Raw genomic sequence first — 24,551 nt, 5'->3', positions numbered from 1 at the left:
CAGGTTCCGGGCGGTGGCCACCGCTTATGGTTCTGTTTTCGCCCTGTCCGGGGCTGCCGGCTTCACGAAGAGTGTGCCGAGTACGAGGAGCCCGACGCCGGTGGTGACGAATATGTCAGCGAGGTTGAAGGTGGGGAACCAGCCGGTGTGGAGGTAGTCCACTACGCCTTGTCCGTCGAGCCGGTCGATGAAGTTCCCGAGTGCGCCTCCGAGCAGCAGGGCTGCTCCTGCGCGGGATGGGCCGGTCAGGGATGGAGCGGTGGTCAGGGTGTACCAGAGCAGGGCAGTGATGATCACGCCGGTCGCGGCGATGACGGCCCATGTTGGCAGGTCCGCTCCGAGGCTGAATGCGACGCCGCGGTTATAGAGAAGCCTGATGTTGAGTGGGCCCAGTTCGATTGTCGAGTCGTTCGAGAGCAGGGCTTCGGCCACGGTTTTCACAGCCAGGTCGGCGGCGGCCAGGCCTGCTGCCGAGACGAGCAGTGCTGTCCTGACCCGGAGGTGGGCTGTCCTGGCGGGCCCGCCACCGGGCCGGACTGGGGCTTCGTCGCTCACGCTGCCGGTTCCAAGGTTGCGGTGGGCTGCGCTTTGAGTGCCGTGTCGCGGCGGGTCCGGCCTGCCCGGACGCCGTTGGCGATCACGACGATTTCGGCCAGTTCGTGGATGAGGACCACGGCGGCCAGGCCGAGCAGACCGAAGAGCGCAAGCGGGATCAGCACGCCGATCAGGGCCAGGGACAGGCCCACGTTCTGGAGCATGATGCTCCTGGTTCGGCGCGCGTGCTCGAGGACCTGGGGAAGGTGGTTCAGGTCCTCGCCCATGAGGGCGATGTCGGCGGTTTCGATGGCGACGTCGGTGCCCATGGCCCCCATGGCGATGCCGGTGTCCGCGGTTGCCAGTGCCGGTGCGTCGTTGACGCCGTCGCCGACCATGGCGGTGGGCTGGCGGGTCTTGAGCGTGCGGATGATCTCGGCTTTGTCTTCGGGGCGGAGGTCGGCGTGGACTTCGGTGATGCCCGCGTCCTTGCCCAGGGCGGTGGCGGTGATGATGTTGTCTCCGGTGAGCATGGCGGTGGTGTAGCCGGAGGCGCTCAGCCGGGCGATGACTTCGCGGGCTTCGGGGCGCAGCTCGTCGCGGACCGCGACGGCACCGATGACTTGGCCGTCGTCCTCGATCAGGACGGCGGTCGCGCCGGCGTGTTGCATCGCCTCGACCTTGGCGCTCAGCGGACCGGCGTTGATCCAGCCCGGGCGGCCGAGGCGGACGGTCCTGCCATCGAGCCGGCCTTCCAGGCCGGCGCCCGGGACGGCGTCCACGTCGGTGACGGCGGCCCGGTCCGTGGCGGCGGCCAGAATCGCGCGGGCGAGCGGGTGTTCGCTGCGGGCTTCCAGGCCGGCCGCGAGGGCCAGGACCTGTTCCCGGGTCGCGGTGCCCGTCGCGGCGATGTCGATCACGGCGGGCTTGTTCCGGGTCAGGGTTCCGGTCTTGTCCAGGGCGATGGTGCGGATTTTGCCGAGGGTTTCCAGGGCGCCTCCGCCCTTGATGAGCACGCCGATGCGGCTGGCCGCCCCGACGGAAGCGACGACGGTGACAGGCACCGAGATCGCCAGGGCGCAGGGTGAGGCGGCGACCAGAACGACGAGGGCGCGTTCGAACCACAACAGTGGTTCGCCCACGATGAACCCGAAGACGATGATCAGCGCGGCGGCGATCAGGATGCCGGGGACGAGTTTCTTGGCGATGGAGTCGGCCAGGCGCTGGCCCGGTCCCTTGCGGCTTTGCTCGGCCTCGACGATATGCACGATCCGTGCCAGTGAGTTGTTCTCCGCGGTGCTGGTCACCTCAACCTCGAGCGGGCCTGTTCCATTGATCGACCCGGCAAAGACCTCGTTTCCCGGGCCGGCTTCGACTGGAACGGACTCGCCGGTCAGGGCCGAGGTGTCCAGGGACGTGCGACCGGTGATGATCGTGCCGTCGGTGGCCAGCCGTTCCCCGGGCCTGACCACCATCCGGTCGCCGGGGACGAGTTCTGCCGGGTCGATGGTGACTTCTGCGCCGTTGCGCAGGACGGTCGCTTCGGCCGGGACCAGATCCAGCAGCGCCCGCAGGCCGCGGCGCGTTTTGGCCAGCGAGTATTCCTCCAACCCTTCGGAGATGGCGTAAAGGAAGGCCAACATGGCCGCTTCCTCGAACTCCCCGAGGGCGACGGCGCCGGCGGCGGCGATCGTCATCAGGGTCCCAACCCCGATCCTGCCTCTGACCAGGCGCCGCAGGGTGGAAGGCACGAACGTCCAGGCCGCAACGAGCAGCGCGATGATTTCCAGAGGAAGCGTCAGCCACGCCGGCCCGCCGGTCAGGGAAGCGATCCACCCCGCCACGAGCAGCACACCGGAGACGGCCGCCGCCCGGATCTCACTGACCTGCCAGAACCCAACAGCTTCCCCGACTTCTTCGGTCCCGGTTTTCTCGTCGCTGCAGCCGCAGGCATCACTCATCGTGCGTTCTCCTTCGTCGGGACCGGGCTGGTGCTTCCGGCACCGTAGTTCGGGCACAGGCTAACCGCGTTGCCGGTGGCGGCCAGGAGGACCTCGGCCTGGGCGAGCATGTCCATCAGTTCCGGACGGGACAGCGAGTAATAGACGCTGCGGCCCTGCACCCGCCCCTCAACCAGACCGCAATCACGCAGGCAGGCAACATGGGCAGAGACCGTGGACTGGGCCAGGCCCAACTCCCCGGTCAGGTCACCGACCCGCACCTCACCGCCGGCCATGCGCTTCACGATACTCAGCCGCGTCGGGTCGCTGAGGGAATGGAACAGTGCTGCCGCCGGATCAAGCTGACCGCAGGCATCGTCAGGATCCACAAATTCAATCGCCATATGTCGATGATAGCCCACGAAAGGGATGTTATCGTTCTGCAGCTGTGAACTTGTTGCGTCGGGAGCCGCCCCCACCGACAGATTCAGTGCCCTATTCAACCCGGGTGGTGACCGATCTCTGGCTAGCCTGCGGTTTGTTGGGCCAGGGTGTGGGCGAGGCGGTAGGAATCGGTGCCGGTTTCAATGATCGTTCCGTTGAAGGTCAACCGGTCCACGATCGCGGCGCAGAGTCTTGGGTCCGTGAACGTTTTGGTCCAGCCCGAAAATGATTCATTGGAGGCGATCGCAATCGAATTCTTCTCTTCGCGCTCGGTCAGGACCTGGAACAGCAGCTCGGCGCCGCGGCGATCCAGTTCCATGTAGCCGAGCTCATCGATGCAGAGCAGATCGACCCTGCCGTAGCGGGCGATCGTCTTGGCCAGGACCTTTTCGTCGGAGGCTTCGACGAGCTCGTTCACGAGACGTGTCGCGAGCGTGTACTTAACTCTGTAGCCCTGTTCGGCGGCGGCCGTGCCCAACCCGATCAGCAGGTGGGATTTGCCGGTCCCGGAATCGCCGATTAGGCAGAGCGGGGCGCCTTTGCGGATCCAGTCCCCGGTCGCGAGGGTGTGGATCGTGGCGGGGTTGATGTTCGGGTTGGCGTCGAAATCGAAATCCCCAAGCCATTTGTTCCGCGGGAAGTTAGCAGCTTTCACCCTGCGGATCGAGGACCGCCTGTCCCGGTCGTCGCATTCTGCCAGCAGCAGTTCGGCCAGGAACCCCTTATAAGTGAGCTGTTCCTTCCCGGCAACGCTGAGGGCTTCGTTCAACACGGCCCGGACGGTAGGCAGGCGGAGCCGGCGGCAGGCCTGGTCCACGGCCGCGATCGCCGCTTGTTCGGTCAGGCCGCGCCGCCGGCGTAGCGTCGGGGTGATGGTGGCGGCCGGTGCGGTGGGACTCATGAGATGTTCTCCTTCGACGCTGATCCCTGTTCGGTGGTGTGTGAGCTGCGCTTTGCGAGCAGTTCGTCATAGGCGTTGACCGTGGGCAGCGGTCGGGTATCGTGTGGCAGCCCAGCGATGACGGCAGCCGGGTCCATCAGGCGGCGCTGAGTCAGGCTGACAACCCGTTGCACTTCCCGGACCGCGGGTGGACCGAGATGACGGCCCGTATTGGCCCCACCCGCCGAGGTGGCTTCGGCGGCGTGCCGGCGGGCTTCGACCGCGACGACATCGGCGCTGACCGCCCCCACAGCAAGAGCGGCAATGATCCCCGCTTCGACGTCACCGGCGTCCATGCAACGATGCAGCAACAGCACATCAATCAGTTCCCGGGTCCCATCAGCATCGCCGTTGACCCTCCGCGAGGCGCCCCAGAATGCTTCATGAGCACTGGTGAACGCGCCGCACTCCCGCGCCCGCGCCAGAGCCGTGGAACCCGGGAACGCGCCGGGCTTGGTCTTCAAGACCTCCAGATAGTGATCCAACTGAACCGAACACCCTGTCCGGGCAGCGATCCTCTGATGCCTGGCCACCACCACGAGACCATCGAAAATCACGACCTCCGAAGCACGCAACGACACCCTCACACGGCGCCCAATGAACCGCGCAGGAACCGAGTACTTCACCATCCGAACGGTCACCATCGAGGAACGATCCACCCGCGGACTCAGCACCAGACCAGGATCAAAAACCTCAACCGGCAACGACGCCAAACAAGACTGCTCCGCAGCGAAATCCTGACCAATGGTCCTGATCCTGTCATTGATCCGGCGGCCCTCGTCCAGTAATTCCCAACCCTTGATCCTGCTGTTGAGCTCATCCAGGGACGAAACGACTGGCATCGGGGTGAGCCGGTTCCGGCGGAACCACCCAACTTCTCCTTCAACCCCACCCTTTTCATGCGCCCCGGCAATACCTGGCTGGCAATAAAAGGCATCGAACCCATAGTGAGACCGAAACAACACCCAACGATCGTTCTCCTGCCGGTTCCTGCCCTGCCCGAACAACACCGAAGTAACAGCGCTCGTGAGGTTGTCATAGCGGATGTGCTTGACCGGGACACCGCCGATCTCATTGAACGCCTCGATATGGCCCTCAAGAAAGGCTTCCTGGGCCTGGGTCGGATACACCCGATGAATGGACTTCCCCGAATGGGATAGCCGGAACACGAACATGTGGCACTTGGTCTTCTCTCCGTTGAGCACGACGAAGACCTCGCCGAAATCAACCTCCGCTTCAGCCCCAGGTGCATGTTCCTGCGGAACGAATACCTCTACCCTGCGTCCAGCCTCGACATCGATCTGCGCCCGACGGACCCGCACGTAATCCCTCACCGTGGAATACGACAGCTCGGTCGCTCCGTGCTCCTCTATCAGCCGGGCCAGAATCCTCCGGGCCGTATGCCGCTGCTTCCGAGGCGCAGTCGTGTCACCGATAAGCATTTCGTCGATCGCGCCCTTGAACGGCTCCAACCGCCACGCAACACCCCGCCTCGGCTTTCGCTCCGGAGGAGCAGCCGCCTCCAACGCCTGGCGAACCGTTCTACGGTGCACCTTATGACGGACCGCCAACGCACGAACAGACAAACCCTCAACCCGGGCATCCCGTCGAATCCGCGCGAACAACTCCACCCTTGACTCCATCCGGACCAACCCTCCGCCGCATCCATCCACTGATGAAAACAACGTTGAAGGTGGGGCCACATATAACCGTCACGAAACCCCGGCAAGTCACGAAGTGGGGCCAGAAATAACCGTCCTACCGGGGCCATCCAAACCTGTCACAGTCACTGCAGTACCCAGTATCGCAAGCACTTAAGGATTCTACGGTTCTGACTCCATCGGCGATGCCACGAAACCCATAGAGCGGAACTCGAAAGGCGGCCCGTCCTACCGAAGTAGAGGAGTTCAGGGTCGCGACCTACCGGTAGGGGCGTGAGACAACTCCGCGGGCGCAGGTGAGTTGATTCAAGACTGGCAAAGCCGTGGGTTGATACGTCCAGGCTCATGACGGCAGCTTCGGAGGCGCTGACATAACGCGACGAAGTCCTGTGGCCCGGGTCTTCTCGCTGCGCTCGGTTTGGAACCGAAGTGCAGAGAAGATCTGGGTCTTGTCATCGCGGACTGCCGGTGCCAAGGTCTAACTACCGCGCTGCCCATGTCCCGGATCTAGCAAGAGGTTTCACAATGAATCAATGGTTCCTCCCACAAGGTGGGATTCTCGGCAATTACATTGCACCTGGAGCGACCGTCCGTCACTCCTTCTGGTGGGAGGATCGCGCTTTCGGGCCCGCCATCCTGGCTGTTGCCATGCCACCTTCGATAGTGACGTCAACAGGTGGCGTGACGACGCTCAGCAACGGATTCAGCCAAAGCCGTGACAGGCTCACGTATTTCGCTGATTTGCGAGCTGAGAGCTCATACGGCGCCAGCTACCGTCTCCTGATCACAGCGCTGCGCTAGGGGAGCACCATGAAATGTACCGTCATCAGCGACGAGAACGGCAAGATTCTCGCCATAGGCCCGGAGCCGGGCCCAGTACCGTCCGTTGAGGGCGAAGGGCCACCACTCTGGCACGAGATCCAGCCCCTTGAGGGGCAAACCGCCCAGATCGTGGACGTACCCGATGACCTACTCAACGACCCGGAGCGGCTCGCGAAACTGCATGAGACACACCGGCTCCGCGGCGGCAGCGTGGAGGCCGTCTCGGACCTGGGCACGGATTAGCCCGACCGGTTCCTGGTATTGCCCGAATGGCACTCGACTGCCGGGCCTGTGTGACCTGACGCGGCCTGAGCGCTATCGCACGGTACCGGAAAACGTGGACCCACACCCTGCAAGCATCGGCCTGGTTGGTGGTGCCATGGCTGAGGGAGTCGAGCAGCCATCCCCAGCGAAGGACCACTGTCGCTAGATCCTGACCCCCTGATCGTGTCACCGCTCTCAAACCGATCATGACGGTCGAGGCCCCGAACACTGGCGAGCCTGCACAGGATACGTAGGGTGAACTGTTCCGTGACCCTGCCTCTTGGTTTTGTCAGGGTGATCCGGCGGCCAACTATATGAAAGTATGTTCATATATTGGGCTGATGGGGTCGTTTGGCTCCTGAGACGCGCCCAGTGTCTTCCAACGGAGTCGGTAGTGGCGCCGTTATTTCCCCGAGGAGTTGCTAGAGGATGTCCCCAGAGCCTGATGCAAGTGCGTCTGTACCAGTGACCGAGGCCGCCAGGATGCCACTGGCTGCGCGGCGGCTCGTGCTCGTGGGTGGTCTGTGTGTGCCTGTGGGGCTCTTTGCCGGGCCGTACGTTTTTGGATTGCAGCTGCTTGCTGTGGCTGGTGTGGTGGCGATAGCCGTTGCCTTCTCTTACGGGCACCGTCGGTCGTGGTTTTCGCACTGGACGTGGCTGACGGCTGCTGCCGGCGTTTTATGGGTGCTCGCCACGGTCGCGTACTGGCTTAGCATCATGGCCGTTGTGGATGGTTCATCAGCGCCGTCTGGTCTTTCCAATGTCGTGTTTTATGTCGGCTTGGCTTCCCTGCTGGTCATGGTCGCGGGAGTCATCGCTGCCGTGATCTCGCGCGCCGTGGCACGCCGGCGCGCATCGGCAACGTTGGAATAAACACGATCGCCCGCCAGACCCGGGGTTTTGCGGTCTGACGGGCGCCGGCCGTTGTGAGCAGCGGTATTACTGGGCTGGTGTTTTGTCCCGGCGCTTACGGGCGATGAAGAAAACCACTGCCGCTACCGCGAGGATGGCTGCTGCGATTCCTACCGCCATGGGAGCGTTCGAGTCGTCAGGCCGCGCAGCTTCTGGCGGCGACTGATTCGTGGCTGCGGCCGGAGTTGCGCTTTCAGTCGCCGTTGGCGTCGGTGTCGGTGCCGCGGACGGTGTGGCTGTGACGGCCTGTGCCGGGTCTTGGACGGTGAAGGTGTAGGTGCCTTCGATCGGGTGGACGTCGGAAGAGACTGTCCTCCACAGAACCTTGTAGGGGCCGTTGGTCCCGGCTGTGATGGCGGTGGAGATGGTCGCTCCCTCGACGGTGACTTTGCCGTCGCTGAGCGTTTTTCCTGCCTCGTCGGTGACGGTAATGACGCTGAGGTTGAGCTGGCTTGCGTCCATCGGAGGCTCGGAGAGCGTCAGGGATACCACGCCTGGAGCCGTGGTGACTGTAGTGTCAGCGGCCGGGACGGTGGACTCTAGGGCGTCGTGGGCCATGGCCGGCGCTGCCGACAAGGCCGGGAGCAGCACTGCGGCGGCGAGTGCCAGGCGCAGGCGGAAGCGTCGTTTGTTTCGGGGATTCATGGTGTTCTGCATTTCTGTTCGGTGAGATGGCGGCTTGCGAGTGTGCGCGCGAGCAACGCCCCGAACCCATGGCTCAGGGCGTGAAGGCGGCGGCGGGCCAGGGTGGTCCCCGCGCCGGCGGCCGTTCCGGCCTCCCGGGCCGCAACCGAAGAAGGTCTGCATCAGCCTGAACGACAAAATGCGGTGTCCTGATCGAAACCGCCGCGGGTGGGTCCACCAACGGCCGCAGCCAGGAAGCCAAAGCCCAAACTGCGGCTTCGCCCTTGGCCATCACCAGTGCCGTGGCCATGACGGCTGCGACGTGCATGGCGAGCATCCCGGCGCTCATGTCCGCGCTGAGATGATCGTGGACCCCGGGCACACCTCCGCCGCCGGGGCCCGGACCAAGCACCGCAGGGTGGTGCCCGGAAAGGTCATTTACCGGGGTGCCGGGTCCTGAGAGGGCGGAGAAGGCCAGGTGCAGGGCGGCCTGGCAGATGCCCAGGTACGCGGCCAGTACCGGTGTCGTCATTTTCCGTCCGGCCAGGACGACGGCCGTCAGGGTCACCACTGCCGCCAGGGCTGACAGGACCGGCAGGGCGGGCAGTTCGCCTCCTGCCAGGACGTGGGCCGCCGCGGCCAGCACAAGGACCGTCAGGGCGACACCGGCGGCGCGGGGCAGAAGGAACGGTGCGCGTACAGCTTTCATCGTCGCACCGGTCCTTTCAGCGGGTTTGGTCAGGTGGGTCAAGGATAGGGACGGGCCGCGGAGCTTGGGCAGGCCCGTCCGAGGGGTGGGCCTGTTACTTGGCCGCGTCGGCGAGTAGTTGCCGGAATTGTTCCTTGGAGTTCAGGGTGAGCATTTCGCCGTTGAGGAAGAACGTGGGAGTGCCTTTGACGCCAAGCGCTGTGCCGTCGGCGATGTCTTTCCTGATGCGTTCCTTGGTTTTGTCATCGGCCACCGCGGTGTCGTAGGCGGCCAGGTCGAGGCCAAGTTCCTGGGCGAAGGTCCGGAACAGGGGTGCCTGGGAGTCGGTCTTCTCACCCCATTGGGACTGGGTTTCGAACATCTTGGCATACATCTGCTCGTACTTGCCTTGTTGTGCTGCGGCCTCCACGGCCAGTGCGGCGTTGGCGGAGTTCTTGTGCGCCGGGAGCGGGAAGTAGCGGTTGACGAACGTGATGCGGTCCCCGAATTCCTTCTTCAGTTCCTCGACCAGGGGTTGGGCTGCGAGGCATGCCTCGCATTCGAAGTCAAGGAACTCGACCAGTTGGGCCTTCTCGGTGACCGGGGCGGTGACGCGGTGGCTGTCGTCCCGAACGAGTTGGGCTTCGGCGGCTGGTGCGGCGGCGGTGGGGTCGGGTTTGGTGAGGGAGAAAACGGTGTACCAGATCACGCCGATGGTGACGAGGACACCGAGCAGTACCCAGATGAAGATCCGGGCCTTCTTGGCAGTGTCCATGGGCGGGGGAGGCGTTTTTGTTTGTGTCATCAGTGGTGGATGCTTTCCTGGTCGCGGTGGGCGGCGGGCTCGATCTGGAAGGTGGAGTGTTCGACGCTGATGTCGAAGTGCTTTGCCACGCAATCCTGCAGGTCCGCCAGGATCGTGGCTGCGTGCCCGTCAATCATGCAGTTGTCTTCCACTGTCACGTGAGCTGACAGGACGGGTGTTCCGGAAGCGACCAGGGAGGCGTGGAGATCATGGACATCGATCACGTGCGGCAGGGCCAGGATGTGCTCACGGACAAGGGCCAGGTCCAGGCCCTTGGGAGTGGATTCCATCAGGACGCTGACAGTGTCACGCAGCAGTTTGATGGTACGCGGGATAATGAGGACCCCGATGAGCAAGGACACAAGCGCGTCGGCTTGCAGCCACCCGGTCACGGCAATGATGATGGCGGCGGTGATGACGGCAATAGAGCCCAGCGCGTCGTTGAGGACTTCAAGGAAGGCGGCCTTCATGTTGAAGTTGTGGTTCCGTCCGGAGGCCAGGATGAGCAGGCCCACCGCGTTGCCCGCCAAGCCGATGATGCCGAACCAGAGCATCATGGATTCGCCGACTTCGGGGGGCTCGAAGAGGCGCCGGATGCCTTCGACGATGACAAAGCCGCCCACGGCCAGCAGCAGCGCCGCCTGTCCCGCGGCAGCAATGATTTCGGCCCGCTTGTAACCCCAGGTCCGTTGCAGGGTGGCTGGTTTCAAGGCCAGGGAGGCTGCGATCAGTGCTATCAGCAGGCCGGCTGAATCGGTGAACATGTGCCCCGCGTCAGCCAGCAGCGCCAGGCTGCCGGTGAGCACGGAGCCGATGATCTCGGCGATCATCACGGTGAACGTGATGGCGAAGACCGTGATCAGTTTGCCGCGCCGCGCGGTAGCCTCAGCCGCGTGGTCGTGGTCATGACCGCTCATGGCGGACCTCCAAAGGATCGTGGGAAGCGGCGGAACGCGCTTCCGTGGACGGGGCGGACCCGGGATCGACACAATCGCCCGCCGGGTCGACCGACAAAATGGTGTCCAGCAGGTCATTCAGGGCGTGGCCGAGCCTTGCGTCGGCGAGTTCGTACCGGATGCGCCGACCAACAGGTTCGGCAGCGACCAGGCCACAGTCACGAAGACAGGCCAGGTGGTTGGACAGGATCTGCCGGCTGACACCAATGGTCTCGGCCAAATCGGCAGGGAAAGCCGGCCCGTCCTTGAGTTCCTGCAGCACCGCTGCACGCGTCGGGTCAGCCAGGGCCTTGCCGAACCGGGCCATGACGTCGATTGTCGAAAGGATCCGCATACCCGCGATAGTACAGGAACATCTGGATTCAGAACATTCTGTACTATACATGTCATGTTTGTCGTCTGGGTCAGCCTCGGCCGCCATGGCGCTGGCTCCTCTCGTCGCGTTCCTCCAGTCGGGCAAGCATGGCGTTGTAGGCGTCGAGGTCGGCGTCGTTGGTCCGCGCAGCCGCCCGGTCGCTGCGGCGCGTTTCGCGGGCGTCCGAACGTGACCACATGACCGCCACGCCGACGGCGATGAGCAGGGTTGGTATTTCGCCGATGCCCCAGGTGATGGCACCGGCCATCTGCTGGTCATCGAGCGCCGATGCGCCCCATTCACGGCCCAGTTCCGTAAACCATTCAGGCTGGATCAGAGTGGTCGATCCCATCAGGGTGACACCGAAGAAAGCGTGGAAAGCCATGGTGGCCAGAAGCAGGAGCAGCCGGAGCGGGTACGGGGCCCTGCGGGGGATCGGATCGGTTCCGATCATGGACAGGACGAACAGGTATCCGGTGATCAGGAAGTGCACGGTCATCAGTTCGTGGCCAACATGCTCGCGCAGGGCGAAGCCAAAGGCATCGGAATAGTAGAACAGCACGATGGAGCCGGCGAAGTTGGCGGCAACAAAAAGCGGGTGCGTCACGACGGCGGCCACCTTGGAATGGACCACGACCATGGTCCACTCGCGTGGACCCCTGGAGCCGTCCTTCCGCGGTTTCATGGCACGCAGGGCCAAGGTGACGGGGGAGCCGAGGACCAGGAAGACCGGGACGATCATGGTCAGCGCCATATGGTCGAGCATGTGGGCGCTGAACAGGATCCGCCCGTAAACCGAGGGCCCGCCAGAGGTGAAGAACACCAGGGCAACCAGCCCGATCAGCCAGAGTACGCTCCGGGCCCAGGGCCAGGCGTCCCCGCGGCGGCGCAGCCGCCGGGCTCCGGCCAGGTAGAGGTACGCGGCCAGGACGGCGAAGGCAATCCACAGCCAGTCCGGGCGCCAGATGGTAAACCAGCGCTCTGGCGTCAGTTCGGGTGGAAGCAGATATCCGGTCAGGATTTCTGCTTTGGTCAGGGCGGGGCGGATGTCTTCCCCCGCCGGTGGCGGGGTGCGGCTGAGCGCGGCGGCCAGGCCGCTGACCGCACCCATGATCAGCAGCTCGACGACGATGAACCGCCACAAGAGCGCAGTGGACTTTCCGTTTCCGGATTTCACGCTCAGCGCCGGGATGAGGCGTTTGCGGTGCAGCAGGCCAATGGCTCCCAGTGCGATGGCTGCGGCCGTCTTGGCCATCAGCAGCACCCCGTAGGGGGAGGCGAGCCCTGAGGGGAAATCGATCCGTATCGTGGCGTTGACGATGCCCGAGGCCACGACGAGGGCGAAGGAGAAGCCGGCCAGGGTGGAAAACCTGCGAAGGACCTCGGCGGTGTCCTTGCCCAGCGCGGTTCCACCCACGGCCAGCGCAATCAACCCGCCGAACCACAGACATACACCGACCAGGTGCAGGCCCAGCGAGTTGATCGCCTGCTCGTGATCACTCCCGCCGGCGGCGTGACCGATCAGCACCACCGGCAGCAGTCCACCCAGGGCCAGCAGTGCCGTCAGGGCCAACCCGTTCACGGACCGGACTCCGAAGGTCAGGGTGGCAACGGACGCGGAAATGATGACCACCCACAACCACGCGGCGCCATTGGGCAGTTCCGTGACATAGGAGGTCAGTTGCGCGGCAAATTGCGCGCTGCCCGAGAGCGGGATGCCGGCGATGTCCGAGAAGCTGAAAACCAGTACGGCCAGCGCCGACACGGTCCAGGCAAGGCTCGACACGGAGGCCAGGACCATGATCCGCGAGAAGGCCGGGTGTTCGGCTTCGGCCGACAGCTGCGCCGCCGACAGGTCCGGCCCGCGGGAGTCGGTGCAAAGGCCACGGCGGCGGCCCCGGGCCAGTGGTGGAACGATGAAGGCCGCGAAAATGAGGGCGCCAATCGTGGCCGCAGCGGCAACGTTCTGCATGGTCTGGGCCACGCCGTAACCCCAACGGACCAATGCCCCCGGATCACGGGTCTCCGCCGGGAGACTTCCCCTGCCATAGGCGGTCGCCAAGAGAACGACGATCACGGCAATCGCACCGGCCACCGCCAGCCAGCGCAATTTCGGCGAGACGGCGGCACTGCCGCCGGCGGCGGGGGCCTTCAAAGCCACGTTGAGTCCTTACTGGTGATCCGGGCCTGACCCCGCATCACTGAGCGGGGCCAAGTCGCACCGACACGGGTCCGGCACGATTCCAGATTATCTGTAGAGTTATTCAGACGTTTAATCGTACCGCTGCCCTGGTCCAGTCCGGCAGCGGCGGGATCGAAGGCAAATGCGAAGCATTAGCAGGTAGAGGTAGTCTTGATGAATGACCGGAACAATACAGGCAGCCCGCAGCACGCCCGCGCCGTCGGGCAGCGAATGCGCCGTCCGTCTGGTCGACGCCGACAAGGTCGAGGCCGTCCGGTCACGGATGCCCGAGGAATCCGACGTCACCGATCTCGCCGTGATCTTCGGACTCCTTTCGGATCCGGGCAGGGTCCGGATCCTCATCGCCCTGCTCGAAGGGGAGATGTGCGTGTGCGACCTGGCCGCAACCACCGGGCTGAGCGAATCCGGTGTCTCCCATGCGCTGCGCCTGCTGCGCGGACCGCGCGTCGTGCAGGTTCGCCGGGCCGGGCGCATGGCCTACTACTCCCTGGCCGACGCGCACGTACGCATGCTCCTGGACCTCGGCCTGACCCACGTCGGACACGCCGGCCAGGAGCGCCTCAAGGCCGTCAGCACCCAGTAGCCCCCACCCGGCGGCAGGTACCGGCCCGGCAGGAGTCCAGTCATGGATGACCCGGGAGTCGCCGGCCCCGTCTGGCTGCCATCACTGCCGCCCTCCCTGGGCGAATACCTTTCCCCCAACCTGCAACCTGTACCGCTGATCCCCGCGCTGACGTTGCTGGCAGCGCTCTTGTATCTGGCCGGGGCGATCAAGCTCTGGCGACAGGGACGGCACTGGCCGGTCGTACGCACCATTTCCTTCCTGTTCGGCTGCCTGGCCATCATCATCATCATGGGTGCCGGCATCGAAGGCTACGGCCTGCGGATGTTCTCCATCTTCATGTTCCAGCAACTGACACTCATGATGGCCGTCCCGCCATTGCTGGTCATCGGGTCGCCGGGAACGCTGCTGCTGCGCGCCACCCCGCACAACCGTCTGGGAACCCCGGTCCTGAAGATTGCCCTCTGGGGGCTGCGTTCCCGCTGGGGCAGGCTGGCCATCCACCCCGCCTTCATGGTGCCGTTGTTTTTGCTCAGCTTCTACGGCGTGTATTTCTCCGGGATCGCTGACCTGCTGCTGCCTAACTGGTACGGCCACGTGGGCCTGGAACTGCTCTTCCTTGCCTCCGGTATCCTGTTCACCGTCCCACTGATTTCTGCGGATCCGTTGCCCACCCGCCAGACACATTTCGGCAGGATGCTGGACATCTTCGCCGAAATGCCGTTACACGCCTTCTTCGGTGTCGTGATCATGATGGCCACCGCGCCCATGGTCCGTTTCTTCGCGAACCCGCCGGCCAGCTGGAACCTCGACGTCATGGCGGACCAGGGTCTGGCCGGCGGCCTGGCCTGGTCCTACGGGGAACTGCCCGGGGTGCTGTTGCTGATGTTCATCCTCGTGCGCTGGCAGCGCGAGGAGGCCCGGGGATGGGTCAAAGCCGACCGGAGCGCCGCGGTGGCAGGGGACCCGGACCTAGATGCCTACAACGAGTACCTGCGCCAGCTGGCCAACCGCCCGGTGCGCGAACGATGACGGCCCGCCAGTCTCCGGGACCCGTCCGGACCACAGAAACCCTGCCCGTCACGGCGCCGCTGGGCGCCAGGGGCATGCTGCGCTGGGCCTGGCGGCAGATGACCAGCATGCGAACGGCCCTGTTCCTGCTGCTCCTGCTGGCCATCGCCGCCGTCCCGGGATCGTTGTTTCCCCAACGCCCGGCCAACCCGGCCCTGGTGACCCGCTACATCAAAGACAACCCTGAATACGGTGAAATCCTCGACGCGCTGCAACTGTTCGACGTCTATGCCTCCGCCTGGTTCTCCGCCATCTACCTCCTGCTCTTCCTGTCGTTGATCGGTTGCGTTACCCCGCGGGCCAGGGCCCACTACAAGGCCCTGCGCTCACAACCACCGCGCACTCCCAATCGGCTCTCCCGGCTGCCCCACTACGGGACCCTCATCCTGCCCGCCGACGCCGCGGTTCCGGCGGCACAAGCGGTCACTGACGCCGCCAGGCTGCTCAAGGAGCGCGGCTACCGCGTCCACGTCCGCGACGCTGACGGGGACCTGCCCTCCGTGGGAGCCGAACGCGGTTACCTGAGGGAAGCCGGGAACCTGCTCTTCCACACCTCGTTGATCGGGGTGCTGGTCTGCGTCGCGATCGGTGGGATGTTCGGCTACCGCGGACAAAAAATCATTATCGAGGGCGGTACCTTCGTCAACACCCTGGTCAGCTACGATGCCTTCACCCCGGGGACCAATTTCGACGCCGCCACCCTTGCCCCGTTCGCCGTCACCCTGGAAAACTTCGATGTCCGCTTCGACCGTGAATCAACCAAACAGTTCGGCCAGCCGATTGACTTCACCGCCACCTTGACCACCAAGGACGGCGCGGAGGGCACAACGCGGCAGCAGATCCTGAAAGTCAACGAACCGGTCTATTTCGGCGCTACCGGAATGTTCCTGGTGGGCAACGGCTACGCACCCGTCGTCACCATCAAGGACGGCACCGGAAAGACCGCCTTCAGCGGCCCTGTGGTCTCCATCCCCAACGACGGCGTCTACACTTCCACCGTCGTGATCAAAGCCCCCGACGCGGCCCCCTCCCAGCTGGGGTTCGTCGGATTCTTTCTGCCCTCGGCGGTCACCAACGAGGCGGGCGTGGCCTACAGCTTCGATCCGGACCCGTTCAACCCCCAATTGAACCTGAATTCCTATTACGGAGACCTCGGGCTGGATACCGGGCAACCTCAAAACGTGTACAGCCTGGACGTGAAGAACCTGACCCAGCTCAACGGCCGCGACCTCCCCGCCAAAGGCATCACGCTGGGCCCCGGGGCCACCTATACGCTGCCCGAGGGCAAGGGAAGCATCAGCTTCGACGGCCTCAAGCGCTACATCGGCGTCGACGTCCGCAGCGACCCCGGCCAGGCAGGGGTTCTGGTGTTCTCCGGCCTCGCCGTGCTCGGACTGATCATCTCCCTGTACATCAACCGGCGCCGTGTCTGGGTCCGGGCCGGGAACACCGAGGATGGCAGGACCATGGTCGAATACGGCCTCCTGGCCCGTGGCGAGGACCACCGGCTGGCCCCGGAAGCAACAGCCATCCGCTCGCTGCTGACCCGGCACTGGGGACAGGAGGACGCCCCGTGAGTTACCGCTTTCTGCTGTCCTGGCGCTGGGCGGGATACCTCCTGGCCGCCGCGGCCTTCGCCGCGGCCTGCCTTGCCCTGGGAAACTGGCAAATGGACCGCCGGAACCAGGCGGTCGCGGAGATCCGCCGGGTCCAGGAGAACTACGACAAGCCACCGGTTCCCTTCGCTGAGGCCCGGGCACACTTCAACAATCCCGCACCCGATGCCAAATGGATGACCGTAGCCGTGGAAGGCCGCTACCTGCCCCGGGACCAGCGGATCATCCGCAACCGGCCCAACAATTCCGCGCCCGGCTACGAAGTCGTCGTTCCCTTCCGGCTCGCCACCGGCGAAACCATCGTCATCAACAGAGGGTGGCTGCCGATCGGGAACCAACGCCCCGGTTACCCGGACAGCGTGCCCGCCCCACCGGAAGGGCAGGTGGCTGCCGTGGTGAGGATCAAACCGGCCGAACCTGACCTGGGCCGTGACGCTCCCGCCGGCCAGCTGGCCAGCATCGACCTGGCCGGCTACCAGCAGGAAATCGGTTACCCCCTCATGACCGGTAGCTATGGCCTGATGGCCTCCGAATCCCCGCAGCCGGGAAACGTGCCGCAGCCCCTGGCCGCCCCGGCCGTGAAGGAAGGATCCAATCTTTCCTACGCCCTGCAATGGATCACCTTCGGGGTCCTGGCTTTCGTCGGCTTCGGCTACATGGCCCGGCAACACGCCCGCATCAGGGCCGAGGAACACGACCAAGCCGACGGTCAAGACCAGGGGGAAGTCCGCTCCACGCGGCCCCGGCGAGCCCGCCGGGGAGCCGAAGAGGAAGATGCCCTGCTGGACTCCCTGGGCCTTTGACCGGGACGCCGGACACGAAGGACTCGAGGGCCACCTCGACTGATCATCTGAAGATCCCTTCAGGTATGGTGGATCCCGAGCGAGGACACCCGGCCGGTCGTGACACGCCATGGAGTGCCCTGGTCACGGAATTGTAACGATCGGGCTTTGTCGCTACTATTGATTCAGGTTTTTCTGTAATAAAAGCCTTTGATGCCGCACGCTGAACCCCGCCGGTGGCATTGATCAACGATCTTTTTCCGCGGCGGGGGTGGAGGACCCAGAACCGGCAGCCAGTCTGCCTTGGGGTGAAGCCGTTCGTCGAAGGCCAGAGGGCACTCGATGCACGGCCGGGCTTGTTCCTTGGCCCGAACCCGACAGCTAACTTCGCAGGCGGATCGAAAGGATCCTTGCGTGGCATCTTCATCTCCCCATGGCCGCCGCCGGAAACCCACCACCGCCATCATGGCGTTGCCGGCCTCCCGGACCGCGGCCACCCGAACACCCCGCCACGCCTCAGCCAGCGGCATGACCTGGAGCCGGGGCAAACAGGTGACAGCCGCGACGACCCTGGGCGTGGCCACGGTCCTCACCGTCGCGCTGACCGCCGCCCACGCCAACCCGGCTCCCACCGCCACCACCGAACAGGTGGCAGCTTCCGCGGCAACGGCCGCGCCGGTGCAGGCCTCGGCGGGGGCCTCGATCAGTTTCGAACGCCCGGGCGTCACCACCAAGGCGGCCCCGCCCGCGAAGGCGCCGGTAGCGGCTGCCGGGGCTGTGGCTGCACCCAAGGCAGCCAGTACGTCCCCTGCTGCTTCCTCGGGCCGGCTCGGAGCGCCGTTGGCCAGCATGTCCATTGCGTCGCCGTTTGGCATCCGAACCAGCCCGATCACCGGAACCGGTGAACTTCACACGGGCCAGGATCTCGTCGCGGCCTGCCAAACCGCTGTGTTCGCTGCTGGCGCCGGGACTGTTGTGGAGGCCGGCTGGTCACCCTATGGCGGCGGAAACCGGATCGTGGTCGACCACGGCAACGGACTCAAAAGCACCTACAACCACCTGGCCGCCATCGAAACCGCGGTGGGCGCGACCGTCGGTGCGGGTCAACGGATCGCAGCGGCCGGGACCACCGGAAACTCCACCGGCTGCCACCTGCACTTTGAGGTCCTGCTCAACGGGCAGACCGTCAACCCCCAGGGATGGCTCTAACCCCTGGCTTCGGCGTCTGCCGTCAGGTTCTCAGCCAATGATGGGCCGCTCTTCCGGGTAGTGGAACAGTTGGCTGCGCTGGCGCAGAGCCAAACCCGCAGCAAGGGTGACCGTGCCCAACCGGCCGGCGAACATGAGGGCTGTGAGGACGTAAACGCCCGACGGCGGCAGCTCGGCACTGAGGTTGGTGCTCAGTCCCACGGTGGCAAAGGCGGAAATGGTTTCAAAGAGCACCCTGTCCAGTGAAGCGCCGCTGATGGAAAGCAACAAGAAAGCTGCAACGGAAACCAGGGTGGCTCCGGCAACGATGACCGAGATGGCCACCCGCATGGTGCCTTGGGGGATGGTGCGGCCGTAGACCTTGACGTCGGCGTCACCGCGGGCCTCGGCCACAATGGCGAGGAACATGACGGCAATGGTGGTCACTTTGATGCCACCGGCCGTGGAAGCGGAACCGCCGCCGGCGAACATGAGCGCATCCGTGAGCAGCATGGTGGTGGGCTCCAGCTGGTTCTGGTCCACCAGGTTGAACCCGCCGGACCGTGTCATCACGGAGGCGAACAGCGAATGGACAACCTTCTCGCCGGCCGGCATGGTGCCGATGGTCCGCACGTTGTCCCACTCCATCAAAGCCCAGAGGACCGTTCCGGCCAGCAGCAGGATGAAGGACACCTGGATGGTGAGCTTGGTGTGGAGGTTCCACTTCTTCCAGTTCAGGCCGTTCTGCTGGAGGACCATCACCACGGGAAAGCCGAGGCTGCCCAGGAACACTCCCAGCATGAGCGGGATGAGGATCCAGAGGTCTGTCTCGTAGGGGACAATGCCGTCCGAGTGGGGCGTGAAGCCGGCGTTGTTGAAGGAGGAAATCGAGTAGAACACCCCGTGCCAGACCGACTGCCAGAACGGTTCGCCCAGGAGCATGAACCGGGGAATCAGAGCCAGGGCAAGGGCGGCCTCGATCACCACGGACGTGACAATGACGATCCGCAGGAGGGTACCCACTTCACCGAGCCGGCCCGCGTTGTTCATGGCTTCCTGGGCAATGAGTTTGCCGCGGACGCCAAGCCGCTTGCTGACCATGAGGGCCAGCAGGGAGGCGAGGGTCAAGGTACCCAAACCACCCACGAAGATGCCTATGAGGATGACCAGTTGCCCGAAGAAGGACCAGTGCGTGGCTGTTGAGACGACGGTCAGGCCCGTGACGCAGACGCTTGACACTGCGGTGAACATGGCCTGGTGCAGGGGCGTGGCTTCACCCGATGCGGAGGAAGCCGGCAAGGACAGCAGGCCGGTAAAGAGCAGAATCACGAAAACGAAGACCGTGAACGCCAGACGGGCCGGGGACGTGTTCGCGATCGAGTCGACGAAATCACGCAGTCCGGTGAGGACGGTGGGCCGGTTGGGCCCTGGGACCGGCCGCGGTCCGGGACGGTGGTGATCCGGGCGTTGCTTCTGCTCCATGCGCCGTGGTCCTTGGTCGGGACGGACCCTGTCCGTCACAGGAGATTCCCTCGATGGCTGCCGCGCAGCGGGGGGTGGGGCTGCTAAAGGCCGGGGGTGCCCACGAAGACGTGGAGGAAGGCGAAGAAAATGCTCGCAGCGACGGCGACGTAGAGCAGAGCGGTCACGACCCAGCCCGATTCGCCGACGACGCGCGCCGCCCGGGCTGGGATGGTGATGATGCCGTGGGTGATGTTCCGTGCGGTGACCCAAACGAACAGCGGAATCATCACCGCCCAGACGACCATGCAGAACGGGCACAGGACGTGGATCGCGTACAGTGCCTGGGACCAGAGCCAAATGACGAAGGCGAAGCCCAGCGTGACACCGGCTTGGAGTCCGAGCCAATACCAGCGCGCGAAGACCGCCCCGGACAGCAGGCCCATGCCGGCGGTGATGATGACGGCGAACGCCACGATACCGATGAACATGTTCGGGAACCCGAAGACCGAACTTTGCCAGGTTTGCATGACCTGGCCGCAGGAGATCCACGGGTTGATGTCGCAGACGGTCTCATACCCGGGGTTGCTCAGTTTTTGGAGTTTCTCCAGGACCAGGATCCCGGAGGCCAGCCAGCCAAGGGCTCCGGTGACGACGAGAAGCCAGCCGAGGGGCCTGTCGCGGGTCATCAGCACGGGTGCGGCGTCTCTGGCGGCCGCCGGGGCGGTGTCCCCGACGGGGCCAGTCCCGGCCAGGGGTGTGGTGGTCGACATGGGTGTGTCCTTCATTGTTGCCGGCGGTGGCCGGTTCAGGTTCCGGCCGCGGCTGAGGTGATCAGGGCCTTCAGTGTGCCCTTCTGGGTTGCTCCGAGGATGCGGGCGCTGACGCGTCCTTGCTTATCCAGGACCAGCGTCGTGGGAACCGCGCGGGGCGGGACGTACTCGGTCATGGCCAGGAGCACGCTGCCGTCGCTGTCATCAAAGCTCGGGTAGGCAATGTTGAAGGTCCGTTCGAAGGCCGCGGCCGTGGCGGCATCGTCGCGGACGTTGACGCCGTAGAACAGCACGCCTTGGTCTTTGAACTCCGCCGACAGGGCTGCCAGGTCCGGTGCTTCCACGCGGCAGGGGGCGCAGGCCGCGTACCAGAAGTTCAGGACGACCACCTTGCCTTCCCAGTCCCGTGCGGTGACTTTCTCCCCGCTGAACAGTTCACCTTCCAAGGTGACGGGGGCCCCGCGGGACCCGGGAGGGTATTCGTTGACCGAACCGTCGCCGGCTATGTAGTTCTTGTTGTCTCCGGCGTTGGCCTGTTGGGCCAGGTTGTCCTTGGACCCGCAGCCGGCCAGGGCCATCACGGCCACGCCCAGGCCGAGCACGGTGCGGCGTGCGGGGCGGGGATTGGGTGGGAGGTGTGGGGTCATCGGTTGGGGCCTTTGCATGTGTCGGGGTGTTCATTGGGTTAGACGGGCATGAGGAAGGTTCCGGCGAGGTTTTGGAGCTGGTAGATCCATTGCACCCAGATCCCGGAGACCATCAGGATGCCCAGGACGATGAGCATGACGGCACCGCCGATATTGACGGCCCGGATGTGCCGGCGGATGACCGCGAGGGCCTTGGACACCCAGTTCAGGCCCAGCGCGACCAGCAGGAACGGGATACCGAGTCCAAGACAGTACACGAACGCCAGCAACGCCCCGCGCCAGGCGTTCGCCGACGTCACGCTCAGGCTCAGCACGGCGCTGAGTGTGGGACCCATGCACGGCGTCCAGCCCAGCCCGAACACCACACCCAGCAGCGGAGCGCCGGATAACCCGCCGCTTCCGGGCAATTGAAACTTACGGGTCTGCTGCAGCCAGGAGAACCGTCCCAGCAGCACCAACCCCATCAGGATCACAATGACGCCCAGGACCCGCATGAGTGGATCCTGCCAGCGCAACAGCCATGACCCGATGGCCCCGAACGCCGCCCCGTACAGGGTGAACACGGCCCCGAATCCGAGGATGAAGAGTGCAACCCCGGCCAGGACCCGGCGCCTGTTGCGGGGCTGGGTCGGGTCCGTGAGCCCCGAGACGAAGCCGAGGTAGCCAGGCACCAAGGGCAGGATGCAGGGAGAGAGGAAGGACACGAGGCCCGCGATAGCGGCCAACGGCAGTGCCATGACCAGGGCCCCGGAGACCACCGTGGAAGCGAAGAAGTCACCAATACCCATGAATATCAGTCACCACTCCGGGGCTTGGCGGGAGGGCGCAGGTAGCCCAGGATCAGCAGGCCGACCCCGCCGACAACAAACACATCCGCGAGGTTGAAGGTAGGGAACCAGCCGGTGTGGAGGTAGTCAACAACGCCCGCCCCGTCCAAGCGGTCGATCAGGTTTCCCATCGCACCGCCGAGCAACACGGCGGCCCCGACCCGGGACAGACGGTTGTATCCGGGGACCGAGCGGAACAGGAACACGGCAATGCCCGCGACAATGACGGCCGTCGCTGCCACGACAACCCAGGGCGACAACGACGAGCCGAGGCTGAAGGCGACCCCGGTGTTGTAATGCAGGCGCAGATTGAAAAGTCCAAGGTCGGCCGTCCTTCCATCGGCCATGGTGACCACGACCAGGGTCTTGACCACCAGGTCCATGGCGGCCAAGCCCAGGGCTGCCAATCCCAGAAAAGCCCGTCCCGTCCGCGAACGACGGATGTGTATTGCGCTCACGCGGACACCGGAGCGTTACTCAACGAAGACGGTGTGGCGGTGCCCGTCGGAAGAGCCTTGGCCCGTCCGGCACGGATACCGTTGCCGATGACAACAACCTCGAACAGTTCGTGGATCAGCACGACTGCAGCAAGGCCCAGCACACCGAACAGGGCCAACGGAATCAGCACGGCGATCAGGGCCAGGGACATCCCCACATTCTGCAGCATGATGGCCCGTGTCCTGCGTGCGTGCAGCATCATCTGGGGCAGGTGGTTCAAGTCCTCGCCCATCAAGGCAACGTCGGCGGTTTCGATGGCCACGTCAGTGCCCATCGCCCCCATGGCGATTCCGACGTCGGCCGTGGCCAGGGCGGGCGCATCATTGACGCCGTCACCGACCATCGCGGTCCGCTGCCGGGTCTGCAGCACACGGATGATCGTGGCCTTGTCCTCGGGACGAAGACCGGCATGGACTTCGGTGATCCCGGCCTCCCGGCCCAGGGACGCAGCCGTGATTTCGTTGTCTCCGGTAAGCATGACGGTTTCGTAGCCGTGCCGGGTCAGCTCCCGGATGACCGAGGCGGCTTCGGGACGAAGCTCATCACGGACCGCGATCGCGCCAATGAGCTGTCCTGATTCCTCGACCAGGACCGCGGTGGCCCCGGCTTCCTGCATCCGAGTGACATCCGCGGTCAGGGCCTGCGGTTCGATCCAGCCCGGGCGGCCTAGTCGGGCCGTTGTGCCCGCCACGACACCCCGGACGCCGGCACCGGGCACGGTCTCAACATCCACCGCTGGAGGCGGGGTGGGGTTGGCTGCCAGGATGGCCTTTGCCAAAGGGTGCTCCGAGCGTGACTCCAGACCTGCAGCAACTGCAAGGACATGATCATTGGTCGACCCCTCTACGGAAACGACGTCGACGACTGCCGGCTGGTTCCGGGTCAGCGTGCCCGTTTTGTCCAGGGCGATCGTGCGGATCCGCCCCAAGGATTCCACCGCGGCGCCACCCTTGATCAGGACACCGATACGGCTGGCGGCGCCGACCGAGGCGACAACGGTGACCGGAACAGAAATAGCCAGCGCGCACGGGGACGCGGCAACGAGGACCACCAGAGCCCGTTCAAACCACAGCGCCGGTTCCCCGACCACCAAACCGTAACCGGCGATCAGAGCGGCCACGATCAAGATGCCAGGTACCAGCCACCGTGCGATGCTGTCGGCCAGTCGCTGGCTTGAGCCCTTGCGGGACTGCTCGGTCTCGACAATATGCACGATCCGTGCGAGGGAATTTGACTCCGAAGTGCTCGTGACCTCGATCTCCAAGGCGCCGGTGCCATTGATCGATCCGGCAAAGACCGCCGTGCCGGGCCCCGCTTCGACGGGAACGGATTCGCCGGTCAAGGCAGAGGTATCCAGGGCCGTCCTGCCGGTCAGGACGGTTCCGTCGGTGGCCAGTCGTTCGCCTGGGCGGAGGATGAGTCTGTCACCAATCGCCAAAGTCCGGGGATCGACCGTCACCTCCTGGCCGGCGCGCAGAACGGTGGCCTCCTTGGGCACCAAGTCCAGAAGGGCCCGCAACCCATGGCGGGTCTTCGCCAACGAGTATTCTTCCAGACCCTCGGAGATGGCATACAGGAACGCCAGCGTTGCCGCCTCCATGACTTGCCCCAGAGCGACGGCACCCAGCGCCGCGATGGTCATCAGGGTACCGACGCCGATCTTTCCCTTGAGAAGCCGGCGGAGAGCAGAAGGAACGAACGTCCACCCGGCAACCAGCAACGCCGCCACCTCCAACGGCAGTGTCACCCAGTCCCCGGCACCTGCGACCGAAGTGATCCAGGCGGCGAGCAGCAGCACGCCGGCAACCAGGGCAGCCCGGATTTCTGTGCTCCGCCAGAAACCAGGCTTCTCGGCGTACTTCTCGCTCGTTTCCCCCTCATCTTCAGGTTCGTCGTGGTTGCAGCAGGCGTCGCTCATCGTCGTCTCTCCATCATGTCGCGGTAAAACCCGGGACCAGCCCTCCAGGACAATTCAGGG

Annotated in this window: 24 protein-coding genes and 1 riboswitch; of the genes, 7 read left to right on the top strand and 17 right to left on the bottom strand. The window is 64.9% G+C overall.

The window, feature by feature from the left end; all coding sequences use genetic code 11:
• Positions 1 to 24: 24 nt before the first annotated feature.
• The 5 genes from lspA (OCL88_RS12695) to istA form a co-directional block, all read right to left on the bottom strand.
• Positions 25 to 555: a signal peptidase II gene (lspA, locus tag OCL88_RS12695; protein WP_168529400.1), complete on the bottom strand. Its 531-nt coding sequence runs from the start codon at positions 553 to 555 to the stop codon at positions 25 to 27.
• The gene (locus OCL88_RS12690) at positions 552 to 2,495 is read right to left on the bottom strand and encodes a heavy metal translocating P-type ATPase (RefSeq protein ID WP_168529398.1); all 1,944 of its coding nucleotides are present in this window, start codon (positions 2,493 to 2,495) and stop codon (positions 552 to 554) included. The genes lspA (OCL88_RS12695) and OCL88_RS12690 overlap by 4 nt, the downstream gene beginning before the upstream one ends.
• Positions 2,492 to 2,878: an ArsR/SmtB family transcription factor gene (locus OCL88_RS12685; RefSeq protein WP_168529396.1), complete on the bottom strand. Its 387-nt coding sequence runs from the start codon at positions 2,876 to 2,878 to the stop codon at positions 2,492 to 2,494. Before OCL88_RS12685 ends, OCL88_RS12690 begins: the two co-directional genes overlap by 4 nt.
• Before the next feature lie 122 nt (positions 2,879 to 3,000).
• Complete coding sequence (gene istB / locus OCL88_RS12680) at positions 3,001 to 3,819, bottom strand: IS21-like element helper ATPase IstB (RefSeq protein ID WP_264962725.1); 819 nt, start codon at positions 3,817 to 3,819, stop codon at positions 3,001 to 3,003.
• Positions 3,816 to 5,501 carry an IS21 family transposase gene (gene istA / locus OCL88_RS12675; protein ID WP_168529392.1) on the bottom strand — a complete coding sequence of 562 codons (1,686 nt, stop codon included), beginning with the start codon at positions 5,499 to 5,501 and terminating at the stop codon, positions 3,816 to 3,818. Before istA ends, istB begins: the two co-directional genes overlap by 4 nt.
• 828 nt (positions 5,502 to 6,329) lie before the next feature.
• On the opposite strand from istA, the gene OCL88_RS12670 reads away from it, so the two are divergent.
• Together OCL88_RS12670 and OCL88_RS12665 are read left to right on the top strand one after the other, a co-directional pair.
• Positions 6,330 to 6,584: a hypothetical protein gene (locus OCL88_RS12670; protein WP_168529390.1), complete on the top strand. Its 255-nt coding sequence runs from the start codon at positions 6,330 to 6,332 to the stop codon at positions 6,582 to 6,584.
• Between the two features lie 504 nt (positions 6,585 to 7,088).
• A complete protein-coding gene (locus tag OCL88_RS12665; RefSeq protein WP_168529430.1) occupies positions 7,089 to 7,478 on the top strand; it encodes a hypothetical protein in 390 nt (129 codons plus the stop codon).
• 66 nt (positions 7,479 to 7,544) lie between these two features.
• Here OCL88_RS12665 and OCL88_RS12660 read toward each other — a convergent pair whose 3' ends face one another.
• The 6 genes from OCL88_RS12660 to OCL88_RS12635 all read right to left on the bottom strand — a co-directional run bounded on the left by OCL88_RS12660 (position 7,545) and on the right by OCL88_RS12635 (position 13,106).
• Positions 7,545 to 8,162 carry a copper resistance protein CopC gene (locus OCL88_RS12660; RefSeq protein ID WP_264962724.1) on the bottom strand — a complete coding sequence of 206 codons (618 nt, stop codon included), beginning with the start codon at positions 8,160 to 8,162 and terminating at the stop codon, positions 7,545 to 7,547.
• 73 nt (positions 8,163 to 8,235) lie between these two features.
• Positions 8,236 to 8,850 carry a hypothetical protein gene (locus tag OCL88_RS12655; RefSeq protein ID WP_168529385.1) on the bottom strand — a complete coding sequence of 205 codons (615 nt, stop codon included), beginning with the start codon at positions 8,848 to 8,850 and terminating at the stop codon, positions 8,236 to 8,238.
• A 94-nt stretch (positions 8,851 to 8,944) separates the two neighbouring features.
• Complete coding sequence (locus tag OCL88_RS12650; protein ID WP_168529383.1) at positions 8,945 to 9,634, bottom strand: DsbA family protein; 690 nt, start codon at positions 9,632 to 9,634, stop codon at positions 8,945 to 8,947.
• Positions 9,634 to 10,551, bottom strand: a complete 918-nt coding sequence (locus OCL88_RS12645; RefSeq protein WP_168529381.1) for a cation diffusion facilitator family transporter — start codon at positions 10,549 to 10,551, stop codon at positions 9,634 to 9,636. Before OCL88_RS12645 ends, OCL88_RS12650 begins: the two co-directional genes overlap by 1 nt.
• Positions 10,538 to 10,924, bottom strand: coding sequence for an ArsR/SmtB family transcription factor (locus OCL88_RS12640; protein WP_168529379.1), 387 nt, complete (start codon positions 10,922 to 10,924; stop codon positions 10,538 to 10,540). The genes OCL88_RS12645 and OCL88_RS12640 overlap by 14 nt, the downstream gene beginning before the upstream one ends.
• Positions 10,925 to 10,994: 70 nt before the next feature.
• On the bottom strand, positions 10,995 to 13,106 hold the full coding sequence (locus OCL88_RS12635; protein ID WP_168529377.1) for a cytochrome c oxidase assembly protein: 2,112 nt from the start codon (positions 13,104 to 13,106) through the stop codon (positions 10,995 to 10,997).
• Between the two features lie 199 nt (positions 13,107 to 13,305).
• Here OCL88_RS12635 and OCL88_RS12630 point away from each other — a divergent pair, with 199 nt between their 5' ends.
• From OCL88_RS12630 to OCL88_RS12610, 5 genes are all read left to right on the top strand, one after another.
• The gene (locus OCL88_RS12630; RefSeq protein ID WP_168529375.1) at positions 13,306 to 13,731 is read left to right on the top strand and encodes an ArsR/SmtB family transcription factor; all 426 of its coding nucleotides are present in this window, start codon (positions 13,306 to 13,308) and stop codon (positions 13,729 to 13,731) included.
• A 42-nt stretch (positions 13,732 to 13,773) separates the two neighbouring features.
• Positions 13,774 to 14,742, top strand: a complete 969-nt coding sequence (locus tag OCL88_RS12625) for a cytochrome c oxidase assembly protein (RefSeq protein WP_168529373.1) — start codon at positions 13,774 to 13,776, stop codon at positions 14,740 to 14,742.
• On the top strand, positions 14,739 to 16,358 hold the full coding sequence (locus OCL88_RS12620; RefSeq protein ID WP_168529371.1) for a cytochrome c biogenesis protein ResB: 1,620 nt from the start codon (positions 14,739 to 14,741) through the stop codon (positions 16,356 to 16,358). Before OCL88_RS12625 ends, OCL88_RS12620 begins: the two co-directional genes overlap by 4 nt.
• Positions 16,355 to 17,200 (top strand): SURF1 family protein, encoded by an 846-nt coding sequence (locus OCL88_RS12615; protein WP_168529369.1) that lies wholly within the window; start codon positions 16,355 to 16,357, stop codon positions 17,198 to 17,200. The genes OCL88_RS12620 and OCL88_RS12615 overlap by 4 nt, the downstream gene beginning before the upstream one ends.
• A 190-nt stretch (positions 17,201 to 17,390) precedes the next feature.
• A riboswitch (cyclic di-AMP (ydaO/yuaA leader) is annotated at positions 17,391 to 17,589 on the top strand.
• Positions 17,590 to 17,593: 4 nt separating this feature from the next.
• The gene (locus OCL88_RS12610) at positions 17,594 to 18,388 is read left to right on the top strand and encodes a M23 family metallopeptidase (RefSeq protein ID WP_264398865.1); all 795 of its coding nucleotides are present in this window, start codon (positions 17,594 to 17,596) and stop codon (positions 18,386 to 18,388) included.
• 30 nt (positions 18,389 to 18,418) lie between these two features.
• Here OCL88_RS12610 and OCL88_RS12605 read toward each other — a convergent pair whose 3' ends face one another.
• The 6 genes from OCL88_RS12605 to OCL88_RS12580 all read right to left on the bottom strand — a co-directional run bounded on the left by OCL88_RS12605 (position 18,419) and on the right by OCL88_RS12580 (position 24,491).
• Positions 18,419 to 19,849 carry a TrkH family potassium uptake protein gene (locus OCL88_RS12605; RefSeq protein ID WP_264398863.1) on the bottom strand — a complete coding sequence of 477 codons (1,431 nt, stop codon included), beginning with the start codon at positions 19,847 to 19,849 and terminating at the stop codon, positions 18,419 to 18,421.
• An 83-nt stretch (positions 19,850 to 19,932) separates the two neighbouring features.
• The gene (locus tag OCL88_RS12600) at positions 19,933 to 20,601 is read right to left on the bottom strand and encodes a vitamin K epoxide reductase family protein (RefSeq protein WP_168529367.1); all 669 of its coding nucleotides are present in this window, start codon (positions 20,599 to 20,601) and stop codon (positions 19,933 to 19,935) included.
• A gap of 35 nt (positions 20,602 to 20,636) precedes the next feature.
• The gene (locus tag OCL88_RS12595; protein WP_168529365.1) at positions 20,637 to 21,248 is read right to left on the bottom strand and encodes a TlpA family protein disulfide reductase; all 612 of its coding nucleotides are present in this window, start codon (positions 21,246 to 21,248) and stop codon (positions 20,637 to 20,639) included.
• Between the two features lie 38 nt (positions 21,249 to 21,286).
• Entirely contained in the window at positions 21,287 to 22,036 is a 750-nt protein-coding gene (locus tag OCL88_RS12590; RefSeq protein ID WP_168529363.1) for a cytochrome c biogenesis CcdA family protein, read from the bottom strand.
• A gap of 5 nt (positions 22,037 to 22,041) precedes the next feature.
• Positions 22,042 to 22,533 carry a signal peptidase II gene (lspA, locus tag OCL88_RS12585; RefSeq protein WP_168529361.1) on the bottom strand — a complete coding sequence of 164 codons (492 nt, stop codon included), beginning with the start codon at positions 22,531 to 22,533 and terminating at the stop codon, positions 22,042 to 22,044.
• On the bottom strand, positions 22,530 to 24,491 hold the full coding sequence (locus tag OCL88_RS12580) for a heavy metal translocating P-type ATPase (protein ID WP_168529359.1): 1,962 nt from the start codon (positions 24,489 to 24,491) through the stop codon (positions 22,530 to 22,532). The genes lspA (OCL88_RS12585) and OCL88_RS12580 overlap by 4 nt, the downstream gene beginning before the upstream one ends.
• Positions 24,492 to 24,551 lie beyond the last annotated feature (60 nt).

It is taken from the genome of Paenarthrobacter sp. PAE-2, assembly GCF_026013155.1.
Taxonomy (GTDB): Bacteria; Actinomycetota; Actinomycetes; order Actinomycetales; family Micrococcaceae; genus Arthrobacter; species Arthrobacter ureafaciens.
This window is presented reverse-complemented; position numbering and strand designations above follow the sequence as displayed.